At 55.2% G+C, this 12,929-nt stretch carries 14 protein-coding genes; 8 read left to right on the forward strand and 6 right to left on the reverse strand.

The window, feature by feature from the left end; genetic code table 11:
- Positions 1-8: 8 nt before the first annotated feature.
- The 5 genes from phnD to glpD all read left to right on the forward strand — a co-directional run bounded on the left by phnD (position 9) and on the right by glpD (position 5,030).
- The gene (phnD, locus tag B2R48_RS13565; protein WP_084271950.1) at positions 9-1,007 is read left to right on the forward strand and encodes a phosphate/phosphite/phosphonate ABC transporter substrate-binding protein; all 999 of its coding nucleotides are present in this window, start codon (positions 9-11) and stop codon (positions 1,005-1,007) included.
- 82 nt (positions 1,008-1,089) lie between these two features.
- Positions 1,090-1,887 (forward strand): phosphonate ABC transporter ATP-binding protein, encoded by a 798-nt coding sequence (phnC, locus tag B2R48_RS13570; protein ID WP_062953916.1) that lies wholly within the window; start codon positions 1,090-1,092, stop codon positions 1,885-1,887.
- Positions 1,884-2,690, forward strand: a complete 807-nt coding sequence (gene phnE, locus B2R48_RS13575) for a phosphonate ABC transporter, permease protein PhnE (RefSeq protein ID WP_062953915.1) — start codon at positions 1,884-1,886, stop codon at positions 2,688-2,690. Before phnC ends, phnE (B2R48_RS13575) begins: the two co-directional genes overlap by 4 nt.
- Positions 2,684-3,508, forward strand: coding sequence for a phosphonate ABC transporter, permease protein PhnE (gene phnE / locus B2R48_RS13580; protein ID WP_062953914.1), 825 nt, complete (start codon positions 2,684-2,686; stop codon positions 3,506-3,508). Before phnE (B2R48_RS13575) ends, phnE (B2R48_RS13580) begins: the two co-directional genes overlap by 7 nt.
- Before the next feature lies 1 nt (position 3,509).
- Positions 3,510-5,030 (forward strand): glycerol-3-phosphate dehydrogenase, encoded by a 1,521-nt coding sequence (gene glpD / locus B2R48_RS13585; protein WP_297001330.1) that lies wholly within the window; start codon positions 3,510-3,512, stop codon positions 5,028-5,030.
- Positions 5,031-5,054: 24 nt separating this feature from the next.
- Here glpD and B2R48_RS13590 read toward each other — a convergent pair whose 3' ends face one another.
- The 3 genes from B2R48_RS13590 to B2R48_RS13600 form a co-directional block, all read right to left on the reverse strand.
- Positions 5,055-5,357 carry a chorismate mutase gene (locus B2R48_RS13590; RefSeq protein ID WP_297001333.1) on the reverse strand — a complete coding sequence of 101 codons (303 nt, stop codon included), beginning with the start codon at positions 5,355-5,357 and terminating at the stop codon, positions 5,055-5,057.
- 83 nt (positions 5,358-5,440) lie between these two features.
- On the reverse strand, positions 5,441-6,811 hold the full coding sequence (locus B2R48_RS13595) for a glutamate--cysteine ligase (RefSeq protein WP_297001336.1): 1,371 nt from the start codon (positions 6,809-6,811) through the stop codon (positions 5,441-5,443).
- Between the two features lie 11 nt (positions 6,812-6,822).
- Positions 6,823-7,623, reverse strand: a complete 801-nt coding sequence (locus tag B2R48_RS13600; RefSeq protein ID WP_297001338.1) for a 16S rRNA (uracil(1498)-N(3))-methyltransferase — start codon at positions 7,621-7,623, stop codon at positions 6,823-6,825.
- Positions 7,624-7,683: 60 nt separating this feature from the next.
- On the opposite strand from B2R48_RS13600, the gene ubiA reads away from it, so the two are divergent.
- The gene (gene ubiA / locus B2R48_RS13605) at positions 7,684-8,637 is read left to right on the forward strand and encodes a 4-hydroxybenzoate octaprenyltransferase (protein WP_297001340.1); all 954 of its coding nucleotides are present in this window, start codon (positions 7,684-7,686) and stop codon (positions 8,635-8,637) included.
- Between the two features lie 31 nt (positions 8,638-8,668).
- Positions 8,669-9,376 carry a class I SAM-dependent methyltransferase gene (locus B2R48_RS13610; RefSeq protein WP_297001343.1) on the forward strand — a complete coding sequence of 236 codons (708 nt, stop codon included), beginning with the start codon at positions 8,669-8,671 and terminating at the stop codon, positions 9,374-9,376.
- Here B2R48_RS13610 and B2R48_RS13615 read toward each other — a convergent pair.
- Together B2R48_RS13615 and B2R48_RS13620 are read right to left on the reverse strand one after the other, a co-directional pair.
- Entirely contained in the window at positions 9,373-10,113 is a 741-nt protein-coding gene (locus tag B2R48_RS13615; RefSeq protein WP_297001346.1) for a hypothetical protein, read from the reverse strand. The two genes, B2R48_RS13610 and B2R48_RS13615, sit on opposite strands and share 4 nt — an antisense overlap.
- Positions 10,114-10,127: 14 nt before the next feature.
- Entirely contained in the window at positions 10,128-10,484 is a 357-nt protein-coding gene (locus B2R48_RS13620; protein ID WP_062953954.1) for a DUF4170 domain-containing protein, read from the reverse strand.
- 262 nt (positions 10,485-10,746) lie between these two features.
- Between B2R48_RS13620 and B2R48_RS13625 the strand changes: the two genes are divergently transcribed.
- Complete coding sequence (locus B2R48_RS13625) at positions 10,747-12,273, forward strand: UbiD family decarboxylase (RefSeq protein ID WP_297001349.1); 1,527 nt, start codon at positions 10,747-10,749, stop codon at positions 12,271-12,273.
- Between the two features lie 51 nt (positions 12,274-12,324).
- Here B2R48_RS13625 and B2R48_RS13630 read toward each other — a convergent pair.
- A partial coding sequence (locus tag B2R48_RS13630) for a hypothetical protein (protein WP_349676147.1) occupies positions 12,325-12,929 on the reverse strand: 605 nt, incomplete at its 5' end.

Raw genomic sequence — 12,929 nt, forward strand, 5'->3', positions numbered from 1 at the left:
CGAAAACAGTGTTTTCAATTCCGAAAAAAACCGAAAGTTTAAAGCTTAGCACCCTCCTTGCCGCAATCGGCATGGTTGGCATGGCTTCCACCCCGGCGGCCGCCGCAGATGACTGCATCGCGCGCGGCGATCTTGATCCGATGTATTGCGACATGGACGGCGACCTTGTTGCCGATGCCCCGGCAGCGGATCAGCTCGTTGACCCGGACACCCTTGTCTTTGCATATACCCCGGTCGAAGATCCGGCTGTTTATGCCGACATCTGGGACCCGTTCCTGCAGCATCTTGAAGATGTTACCGGCAAAGACGTTCACTTCTTTGCTGTTCAGTCGAACTCGGCAGAAGTCGAAGCCATGCGTTCAGGCCGTCTGCACGTTGCTGGCTTCTCGACCGGCCCGACCCCGTTTGCTGTTAACCTTGCCGGTGCAGTTCCGTTCGCGCTGATGGGTGCGGATGATGGCCGCTTTGGTTACACGCTTCAGCTTTACACCCGCACCGACAGCGGCATCGACACGGTTGAAGACCTCAAAGGCAAACGCGTTGCCCATACCTCGCCGACCTCGAACTCGGGCAACCTTGCACCGCGTGCACTGCTTCCGGGTCAGGGCATCGTTCCGGAACAGGATTACGAAGTTGTCTATTCCGGTTCGCATGATCAGTCGATCCTGGGCGTTGTTGCCGGTGACTATGACGCAGCCCCGGTCGCGTCTGAAGTTGTCGAACGTATGGCCCAGCGCGATCTTTATGATCCGAACGAAGTCAAAATCATCTATGAAAGCAAGCCTTTCCCGACCACTTCGTTCAACTATGCCCACAACCTGAAGCCGGAACTGGTCGAAAAGATCAAGGAAGCCTTCTTTACCTTCGACATGAAGGGCACCGCCCTTGGTGAAGAGTTCAAGGGTGTCTCGAAGTTCCTGCCGATCACCTACAAGGATGACTGGGCGGTTATTCGTGAAATTCAGGCTGCCAACGGTGTGAAATACACCCCGGACAACCTGAAGTAATTCCCGACCATTCAATCGAACCGAACGATGCAGGGCCTGCTTTTGCAGGCCCTGTGCCACCCATTTTATTCGGGGTAACGCAATGCTGCGTATCAAAGAACTTGTAAAACGCTATGGCGACGAAAAGGCAGTGTTGAAGAACCTGAACCTTGAAGTCCCGGGCGAAAGTGTTGTTTCCATCATTGGTGCGTCAGGCGCGGGTAAAAGTACCCTGCTGCGCTGTATCAACCGCCTTGTGGAACCGTCTTCGGGCTCTATCGAACTTAATGGCACTGAATTGACCAAGCTTGAAGGCAAGGCGCTGCGTTTGGCACGTCGCCGCATTGGTATGGTGTTTCAGGGCTTTAACCTGATTGACCGTTTGACGGTGATGGAAAACGTCCAGTCCGGTCGTCTGGGCTATCTTCCGGCATGGCGCGCTGTGACGCGCAAATACCCGCAGGAAGACATTGATCGCGCCTTTCATTTGATGGAACGCGTCGGTATCGCCCATTATGCCGACAAACGTGCTGATGAACTTTCCGGTGGTGAACGCCAGCGTGTTGGTGTGGTCCGCGCCCTGATGCAGGAACCTGAAATCCTGCTGGCCGATGAACCGACCGCATCGCTTGATCCGAAAACATCACGTCAGATCATGGATCTGCTGCGCGCGCTCGCATCCGAGCTGCACCTGCCGGTTCTGATCAACATTCATAACGTCAACGAAGCCAAGGAATACACGCAGCGGATCGTTGGCATGCGCTTTGGCCGCATCATTTTCGACGGCGAGCCGGTCGACCTGAACAATGACGCGATGGATGAAATTTATGCTGGTGTCCCGGCCGAGGAACGCGGCGGCGCTGAAAGCAGCAACCACCTGCGCGAGGTCGCGGCACGATGAGCAGCACCGTTCAACCAACGGGCCGCACCTGGAAGAAGCCCCCCTTCATCGCAAACCCTGTGTTGCGCTGGGGGATTCTGGTGGCGGTTGCGGCCTATGTATGGTGGGCATTAACATCCCTGCCATTCGACTGGGAGCGCATTCAGGATGGTGTCCCGCGTGCGATCCGTATCTTCAAGGGCGCCTTCCCGCCCAGCTTCATCCGTGGCGAGCTGCTGTTTGACGGCTTCATGGAAAGCATCAAGATCGCCATCGTTTCCACCCTGCTTGGTCTGGCGTTAAGCGTTCCGATTGCCTTTGCATCGGCATCGAACATCGCGCCAAAATGGCTTTATACCATCGGGCGTGGTGTCATCATTGTTGCCCGTTCCTTCCATCCGGTCATTGTCGCGATCCTGTTTGTCAAAGCTGTCGGCTTTGGCCCGCTGGCGGGTATCCTGACGCTGACGGTCTATTCCATCGGGTTCGTTGCCAAAATGCTGGCCGAACGGATCGAGGAAATCGACTGGGGCCAGGTCGAGGCGATCCGCGCTGCCGGCGGGGCGACATTTGTCACCCTTCTGTATGCCGTGATCCCGCAAATCATGCCCCGTCAGATCGGTCTTTCCATCTATCAGCTTGATAGCAACCTGCGCGCCTCTGCCATTGTGGGCATCGTTGGTGCAGGCGGTATCGGTTCGACCCTTCTTAATGCCTTTGGGCGTTATGACTATGACTTTGCGCTGGCGATTACCCTTTGCATCATCGGTGTAATTCTTGTCAGCGAGGCCATCAGCGGCCGGATCAGGAGGAACCTATGGTAGCCACCACCCAACCTACCGGACCGGAAGCAATCGCCAACCGCGAATGGTCCCGCTATACCACCAAGGAACGCTGGCGGCGCTATGGCCTGACCGCACTGGTCGCACTCGCTGTTGTCTGGTCCTTGTCCACGATCAACATCATCTGGCCTTGGCTTTGGGATGCACCGGAACAGATGGGCGATCTGTTTGCCCGAATGTTCCCGCCATCGCTTGAAGGCTGGCAGGATATCGCATGGACGCTTCTGGAAACCGTCAATATCGCAACGATTGCGACCTTCTTTGCAGTGTTCATGTCCTTGCCGATTGCCCTGATTGCGGCACAAAACACCACACCGAACCGCGCAACCCTGTGGCTTGGCCGGTTCATTCTGGTGTCGTCGCGTTCGGTCAACACCATTATCTGGGCGCTGCTGTTTGTTGCCGTGTTCGGACCGGGTGTTCTGGCCGGTATTCTGGCAATTGTTTTCCGGTCCCTTGGCTTCCTTGGCAAATTGCTGGGCGAAGCAATCGAGGAAATCGACCGTGCCCCGATCGAGGCACTGGAATCTGTTGGCGCATCGCGTTTCAAGATTCTGGTCTATGGCGTCATTCCGCAAGTCATGCCGACCTTCTTTGCCGTATCCATCCTGCGCTGGGACATCAACCTGCGTGAAAGTACGGTTCTGGGGCTGGTCGGTGCTGGCGGTATCGGCATCATCCTTCAGGGCGCGATTGATACCTTTGCATGGCAAACGGTTGCCACGATCCTTCTTGCAATCATTGGTCTGGTCATTATTGGCGAAGCCATTTCAGCTTACCTGCGCAAAAAGGTGATCTGACGTGACCAAAACATACGACCTTCTGGTCGTTGGCGGCGGCATCAACGGGGCTGGTATTGCCCGTGATGCCGCCGGTCGCGGGCTTTCTGTTCTTTTGGTCGAACAGCGCGACCTTGCCTCGGCCACCTCTTCTTCCTCGACCAAACTCATCCATGGCGGCCTTCGATATCTTGAACATTACGAGTTCCGTCTGGTGCGTGAAGCACTTCAGGAACGCGAAGTTCTGTTGGCTGCTGCCCCACATATCATCTGGCCTTTGACCTTTGTCCTGCCCCATCACAGGGGCCTGCGTCCGAAATGGATGCTGCGCGCTGGGTTGTTCCTTTATGATCATCTGGCAAGGCGCAAACGCCTGCCCGGATCACGTGCCGTTTCCTTCAAGGGCACGCCCGAAGGCGAACCATTGAAATCCGATTACGCTGGCGGCTTTTCCTATTCCGATTGCTGGGTGGATGATGCCAGGCTTGTGGTTCTAAACGCCCAAGACGCACAGGCCCATGGCGCTGAAATCCAAACCCGAACCAAATGCGCGTCACTGATGCGTCATCAAGATCACTGGAATGCCGAGTTGATCGGGCCCGATGGTTCCCCGCAATCGGTTCAGGCCAAAGCGGTGGTCAATGCCGCAGGCCCGTGGGTGACCGAAATGGTCGAAAATGCCGGACTTGGCAAAAAGGCTGCCGGTCTTCGACTGGTCAAGGGCAGCCACATTGTCGTGCCGCGCATTCATGACCATGATCATTGCTATATCTTCCAAAACAGCGATGGCCGCATTGCCTTTGCCATCCCCTATCAGCAGGACTACACCCTGATCGGCACGACCGATGTTGCCTATACCGGCGATCCGGCACAGGTCGAAATCAGCGATCAGGAAATCGACTATCTGCTTGATCTGGTGAATGGCTATCTGGCCAAACCACGCAGCCGCAACGACGTGGTCTGGGACTATTCCGGTGTGCGCCCGCTTTATGATGACAAGAACGATAATGCGTCGGCGGTAACCCGCGATTACGTGTTTGATCTTGATACCGGCGATACCGAAAGCTCCGCCCCGATCCTGTCGATCTATGGCGGCAAGATCACCACCTATCGCAGGCTGGCCGAACATGCGATGCAGAAACTGGCCCCGGTTCTGGGCAACGATGCCAAGGACTGGACGGCAAATGCCATCCTTCCCGGTGGCGATATGCCAGACGGTGATTTCGATGCATTCCTTGCCACGGCCAAGGCAACCTATGACTGGTTGCCAGACACGTTGCTTTATCGTCTGGTGCGAAGTTACGGCACGGCGATTTCAACGATTATCGGCGCGGCCAGGTCGCTGCGCGATCTGGGCACAGAAATCGCCCCGAACCTGTATGAAGCCGAACTCTACTATCTGAGAGCCAAGGAATGGGTGTGTTGCGCAGAAGATGTTCTGTGGCGCAGAACCAAACTTGGCCTTGGGATGCAGCCTGATCAGGTCAAAGCCATCGAACAATGGTTTGCCGCCCAAGCCCGGCTTGGTCAGGCTGCACAGTGATGTTGGATGCGGAACCTGCGCGGCCTAGCTGCGCAGGCCATCCCATTTCACGAACTCATGGGCGATAAAATCTTCCATCATCGCGCGCCACATGCGATCGGCCATGTCCTCGTCAAATCCGTCAATCCGGCATTGCGCCTTTACTTTGGCGATCACGTCTTCGATACGGTCCTCATCACGCACGGCATCGCGGGACGGCTTGATGCGTGCAGCCTGTTCTATGTAATTGAGCCGTTCGGCCATCAATGCCACCAGAAGCCTGTCAATCCTGTCCACATTGGCGCGAACATCGGACATGGTCTCACAGTGATTGGTTTTAACGGTCATCGTCCAGAACCTTCTTTTATTCAAGTTCACGCACAAAAAAGGGCAGTGCGAACACTGCCCTTGATATTGATATGGCCAACGCCTTAATAGGCATATTCCTTGAACAGCGGATCAACCGATCCGTTCCATTCGGTTTCATACTTATCAAGGAATTCCTCAGCCAGTGTCCGGCCGCTTTCGGCAACGTCATCAAGGCTATCAAGGAAGTGGCTTTCGTCATCGCCATAGCCATCCATGCGACCACGGTTTTGCAGCCCCTGACGGGCAATGGCCAGAACTTCCTTGGACAGGTCCTGAACCGTGCCGTTCTTGAACGGGGTGGCAAGCGCCGTGCGCGGAACTTCATTGCGCAGCGCTTCGCGCTCGGCCACTGACAGGTCCTTTACCAGATCCCAGGCGGCATCAAGGGCGGCATCATCATAAAGCAGACCAACCCAAAGGGCAGGCAGCGCACAGATGCGTTTCCACGGGCCACCATCGGCACCACGCATTTCAAGAAACTTCTTAAGACGCACTTCCGGGAAGGCCGTGGTCATGTGATCTGACCAGTCATTCATGGTCGGACGTTCGCCCGGCAGGACATCCAGTTTGCCATCCATGAAATCACGGAACGACTTGCCGGCTGCATCGATGTATTTGCCATCGCGATAGACGAAATACATCGGCACATCGAGCATGTAGTCAACATAGCGTTCAAAGCCAAAACCGTCTTCGAACACAAAGGGCAGCATGCCGCAGCGATCCGGGTCAGTATCCGTCCAGACGTTCGAACGTGCCGACAGGAAACCGCTTGGTTTGCCATCAACAAACGGGGATGCGGCAAACAGGGCAGTAGCCACCGGCTGAAGGGCAAGCGACGTCTTGAACTTCTTGACCATGTCGGCTTCTGAGCTGAAATCCAGATTGACCTGAATGGTCGAGGTCCGAAGCATCATGTCCAGACCAAGGTTTCCGACCTTGGGCATGTAGTTTTTCATGATGCCGTAGCGCCCCTTGGGCATCCACGGAATGTCTTCACGCTTCCATTTCGGATTGTGACCAACGCCGAGCATATCAATGCCGATGCCATCACAAATTTCGCGCACTTCGTGCAGATGCGTGTGCACTTCACCACAGGTCTGGTGAATGTTTTTCAGTGGCGCACCGGAAAGCTCGATCTGGCCGCCCGGTTCAAGCGATACGGAACATTTGTCCTTGGTAAGCGCAATGACATTGCCGTTCTCAACGATCGGCTCCCAGTCATAATGCTCGGCCAAGGCGGTAAGAAGGGTTTTGACGCTGCGTTCCCCTTCATAGGGAATGGGGCGAAGATCATCGCGGGTATAGGCGAATTTTTCGTGTTCGGTGCCGATGGCCCAGTCTTTTTTTGGCGTAGAGCCGGACTCGAACCATTCGACAAGCTGGCGCCGGCTTTCAATTACCGGGCTGTCACCAGTGGAGGCGCTGACAGTCATAAGGGCTTCCCCTAATCTCTCGCAACGGGTCGGTGCGACCAATCGCCGATACGATCCTGAAATACGGTCAAAGCTGCGATTGCGGCCGTTTCGGCACGCAGGATACGCGGACCGAGACTTACAGGCGTTGCAAAAGGCTGTTTGCGGATACGTTCAAGTTCGTCGGCGCTAAAGCCGCCCTCGGGTCCAATCACGATTGCATGGTTAACAACATTGATATTGTCGATAACCGAGCCAGCGCCCTTTGCCAATAGCTGACTTAGCACTTCACCAATTGGTGACCCCGATCCTGTTTCATCACAAAATAGCAGATGGTGGTTTTCTGCCAGATTTGCGACCCAGTCCAAAAGACGCACAGGTTCGCAAACCTCAGGCACAGTCAGGCGTTCGCATTGTTCTGCGGCCTCGATAACCTGTGACTGCAACCGATCAAGGCGAACCTTGTCGGTGATGCCATGCTGGGTGATGACAGGTTGCAATCTTTCAACCCCAAGCTCGACCGACTTTTCAATCAGGAAATCAAGACGTTGTTTTTTGATCGGTGCAAAGACAAGAGTCGGCCCGACTTCATTGCCCTGCTCACGCAATCGTCGTTCGGCCGTAACACTGCCTTTCTTTTTGCGGAGCTCGTTGATCGTGCCAAGCCACTCACCATCCAGACCGTTAAAAATTTTTACCGGCGTTCCGGGCTTGAGGCGCATGACATGTTCGAGGTAATGAGACTGTTCGGGCGCAAGTTCGATTTCACTATCAGCCGTGATAGGATCACGAACGAAAAGGCGTTGGCGGGCACGCGTGGCATCTGCGGTCATAAAGGTCCCCAAAGCCGTTTTACGGCATTTTACAAAAGTTTTTCATCAGATAGGCCAATTATGACACAGGTCAACCAGCCAATACAGAATAGCAAAAACGATATGCCACAGGACGGGTGGATAGATCGTTTCATGCCCGAAGCTGTGCGGCCCTATCTGAAACTTCTGCGCCTTGATCGCCCGATTGGCACATGGCTGTTGTTGCTGCCCTGTTGGTGGTCTACCGCCATGGCAGGCGGGTTAACTGATGCCGTCACCACCAAACAGATCGTCATCATGATGGCCCTGTTCGGCGTTGGGGCCGTGATCATGCGCGGGGCTGGTTGCGTGATCAACGATCTGGCAGATCGCAATTTTGATGGTCAGGTCGAACGCACCACCACCCGCCCCCTGCCAAGTGGTCAGGTCAAGGTCTGGCAGGCTTTGCTGTTCCTTGGCTTCATGATGTTGCTTGGACTTGGCATTCTGGTGCAGTTCCGCATCGAGGCAATCATTGTCGGCATCTGTTCGATCCCGATTATCATCACCTATCCGTTCATGAAGCGCGTCACCTATTGGCCGCAGGCCTGCCTTGGCCTTGCCTTTAACTGGGGGGCCCTTGTCGGGTGGGCGGCGGTGACCGGCACCGTCGAACCCGCCGCCATTGCCATGTATGCGGCAGGCTTTTTCTGGACACTTGGCTATGACACCATTTATGCCCATCAGGACAAGGATGATGATGCCAAGATCGGCCTGAAATCCTTGGCACTGCGTCTGGGCGATGCGACGCCGAAATGGGCGAAGGGGTTCTATACCATGACCACCCTTCTGCTTGGCATTTCAGGCATGCTGGCTGGTTTGCACTGGTCTTATTTTGTCTTGCTGGGGCTTGCTGGCATTCATCTTGGATGGCAGGTTGCCACCGTCAAACTTGATGACGCAGCCAATTGCCTGAAGCGCTTTAAATCCAACCGCGATTACGGATTGCTGGTGCTCTTGGCAATTGTGATTTCACATCTGATTGCGAACGCGTGACCAATTCCCCTTTTTTAAGGTAAGCCGCTGAATGAGCGACAATGTCTTTGCCGACGCACTGGTGCCCGATGTCGATGATCCGCAATTTGCCGATCTGATCGAAACCTTTACCGTACCCGCCCGTGTGCCGCTGGCACCGGAAATCGAAATGTATCTGGCGACCCATATCACCCCGCTTTGGCAGGCGACCGAGGATATGCTGGGTGTACTCGATATCCCCCCACCCTATTGGGCCTTTGCATGGCCGGGTGGGCAGGCAATCACGCGCTATATCCTTGATCACCCGGAACTGGTGCGCGGCAAGCGGGTGCTTGATTTCGCCTGTGGCGGTGGCATGCAGGCAATTGCCTGTGTGCAGGCCGAGGCTGCCGAGATCCTCGCCAACGACATTGATCCGGTGGCGATCACCGCGACCCGCCTGAACGCCAAACATAATGGCGTTGAAGTCCCGACCACGACCGAAAACCTTGTTGGCACCTCGGCCCCGCAAAAGCGCTGGGATGTGATTTTTGCCGGCGACGTTTGCTATCAGCAGGATATGGCGAATGCCGTTCTGCAGTGGCTGATGACTGAGGCCCGCCTTGGCACCAAGGTCATCCTGGCCGACCCCGGCCGGACCTATGCGCCCACCCATAACATTGACGAACTTGAAACCTACGACGTTCCCGTCGATGTCGCGGTCGAGGACACCGACAACAAGTTCACCCGGATCTGGCAGCTCTTGCCGGATCGAAATTAGCCGACATCAACAACAGATCTGCGGAATTCGACATCGTCAATCACCCGCAAAACAAAACCGGGACCATGGCGATGTCCGGCGCGTTTGGCGAAATGTTCGATCATCTCCCATTGCTCAAGGGATTTGAAACGACGATCCCTAGCTTCAATCGCAGACAGGCCATAAACCGCGCCCCGTTCAAAAACATGCCCGCGCACGGATTGGTATATCCCGATGTGATCCGGGCGCACGCCGCAATCAAGATCAAGATCGCGGCCCTGGAGTTGCTGATAGCTGTAGTGGGCCGGAACGGACTCTGTGACATGCATGTGGGCAAGCTGCTGCGGGGTCAGCCAGGTAACAGATACCCGCGAACGCGTTCCGGGCGATAATGCCAATGTTGCCGGAACGGACCCATAACCAGTTAAATGGGTCGAATAGACTATGTCGTGATGCATCATCCAGCCATGCGTCACCGGAATTTCGTCAGACAGGTTTTGATGGGTAAATTTCCGACTGAGCTGCAAGGGCGCGCGATTTGACCCGACAGCCAGAACCGGTGTCCGTCCGCTTGTAATCGGGCCGATATCACCGTCAGACATCGGTATCACTTCTCCGCCGCGAAACACAAAATCGTGGTCTGGCGCGGGGTAAGGATACAAAAACGCGCGCAGGAGTTCCTGCGCGCGTGGATGCTGTTCGACCTGCTCGCGCAACACGGAATCCGTGATCATGTGCGCATCAGATAACGAAAACATGTTGGTCGCCCGGCTTAACCTTCTACGACGCGATAGCGGTAGTTGCAGTCATCAACATGCTGCCAGGCAAGTTTCGACCATGCTTTTTCAGCATCGCCAAACGTCGCGAACGGGCCATGGCGTTCTTCTTCGCCACCAACCGGGTTTTCAAAGTCGGTGCTTTCGTACTCGCCACCGACAACCCAGTATTCTTCAAGTCGTTCAATGCGGTAACGCGAATTTGCGTCATCAACCGACTGCCAGGCCATTTTCGACCATTGCTGTTCGGCTTCTTCGAAGCTGCCAAACGGACCAATCTTGGTTTCTTCGCCGATCGGCTTGTCGAAACCGGTATCCTGATAGGTGCCCCCGATAACCCAGTACTTGGCCATCTGTGCGTCCTTCATGCTTTTGGTGAGTTGCCAGGTCGCGTGCTGTGGGTCACGCGACTCTTTTCCTTGCCCATGTATAACCAAATGATGCGCTGACCAAAACCGCAAAATTATGCATCGCCCTGCAACGCAGCAATGTCAGATCATGTAGGGATGGATCGAACCGGTTACAAATGACGTATTTGATAACAGCAAGGTTGTCCCGTTTCGCTCCGCGGCGTATGAAGACAATCAGGTTTCAAAGCTTTAGATGACAGGTGCCATGCCCTATCAATCCCTTCGTGACTTCATGGAAGCGCTGGAAAAGTCCGGCCGCCTTGTCCGCGTCACCGAACCGGTATCCCCCAACCTTGAAATGACAGAAATCCAGACACGCCTTCTGGCCGAAGGTGGCCCGGCAGTTCTGTTTGAAAATGTGGTGGGCGATGACGGCAAAAAATACGACATGCCGGTTCTGGTCAACCTGTTTGGCACCGTCGACCGCGTGGCGGCGGGCATGAACCGCAAGCCCGAAGAACTCCGTGAAGTGGGCGAAACACTGGCGTTCCTCAAACAGCCCGAACCGCCCGCCAGCATCCGCGAAGCCTTTTCGATGCTGCCGCTTGCCAAGACCGTCATGGCAATGAAGCCCAAAACGGTTTCCAAGGCACCGTGTCAGGAAATCGTGCTCGAAGGCGATGATATCGATTTATCGAAAATACCGGTTCAGTCCTGCTGGCCCGGCGAACCCGCACCACTTATTACTTGGCCGCTGGTCGTGACCCAGGGGCCAAGTGCAGGCACCAAGGGCGGTGACAAGCGCGATGTGTTTAACCTTGGCATCTATCGCATGCAGGTGTTGGGCAAAAACAAGACCATCATGCGCTGGCTGAAACATCGCGGTGGCGCGCAGCATCATGCGCGCTGGAAACAGGAAAAGCGTGATCCGCTTCCCGCCGCCATCGTGTTGGGCGCGGATCCGGGCACGATCCTTGCCGCCGTCACCCCGGTACCTGATACCTTGTCGGAATATCAGTTTGCCGGTCTTCTGCGCGGCGAAAAAGTCGAACTGGTCGATTGCAAAACCGTCCCGCTCAAGGTACCGGCCGCGGCTGAGATCGTGCTGGAAGGCTATGTCTCGCTTGATGAATATGCGCCCGAGGGGCCGTATGGCGATCACACCGGTTATTATAACTCGGTCGAAGACTTCCCGGTCTTTACCGTAACCGCCATCACCATGCGCAAGAACCCGATCTATCTGTCAACCTTCACCGGCCGTCCGCCAGATGAACCATCAGTTCTGGGTGAAGCACTGAACGACGTGTTCGTACCCCTTCTGCAGCAACAGTTCCCGGAAATCGTTGATTTCTGGCTGCCGCCAGAGGGATGCAGCTATCGCATCGCGGTTGTTTCGATGAAGAAGGCCTATGCCGGCCACGCCAAGCGCGTGATGATGGGCGTCTGGTCATTCCTGCGGCAGTTGATGTACACCAAATTCGTCATTGTCGTGGATGACGATATTGATGTCCGCGACTGGAAAGATGTCATGTGGGCCATCTCGACCCGGATGGATCCGGTGCGCGATATCACCACGGTGACAGACACCCCGATTGATTACCTTGATTTCGCGTCCCCTGTTTCGGGACTTGGTGGCAAGCTGGGGCTTGATGCCACCAACAAGCTGCCCGGCGAAACCAACCGCGAATGGGGCGAAAAGATCTATATGGAAGATGACATCATCGACCGTGTGGATCAGAAATGGGAACGCTATGGCCTGCCCGGATCAGGCAAGAAAATCTGGCGGGACTAAATAAAAAAGGCGGGTTTCTAACCCGCCTTTTTTCTGACCTGAATGTTTTGACTAGTTTCTGAAGAACATCCAGTGATCGCCATTTTCATCGGGCTTTTCGGAATAGAAAAACTGCGGCGCATCACACATGAAATCATCAACGCGGATGGCGAAATTGCACATATCCGCATCCCCCATAACTTCGGCCATGTATTCAGTGCTGTTTTCCTGCCAGCTCAGCACCGGCGGTGCCGTTTCATCAAAGACACACAGGGCGAACTGCTCGGACTGCTGGAACGGAATATAACGGATTTCACTGCGATCTTTGGCACCATGGTTGGTAACAAACAACAGTGCGAAAAACGGACCGTCAGGGTTATCAAGGTCAACCCATCCGGCAATGCGATCAAGGACGCCGTCACAGGTAAAATCACCCGTCAGCATCTGATGACGATAATTTCGGGCGTATTTCCCGCCCTGCCAGCGCATTTCGGAATAAAACTGTGCGCTTGAAACCGGATCGGTTTCGCCATTCGCATTCAGCTCCCATACGCCATTTTCATCCCAGCCTTCCATCACAGTCTTGCTGTCATCTGCGAATGCAGGACTGGCCAATCCGATCAGGCAGACCGCACTAAGCCCGGAAAGAATTCTCTGCTTGTTCATCGCGTTCCCGT

The sequence above is a fragment of the Thalassospira sp. UBA848 genome (assembly GCF_002295455.1).
Taxonomy (GTDB): Bacteria; Pseudomonadota; Alphaproteobacteria; order Rhodospirillales; family Thalassospiraceae; genus Thalassospira.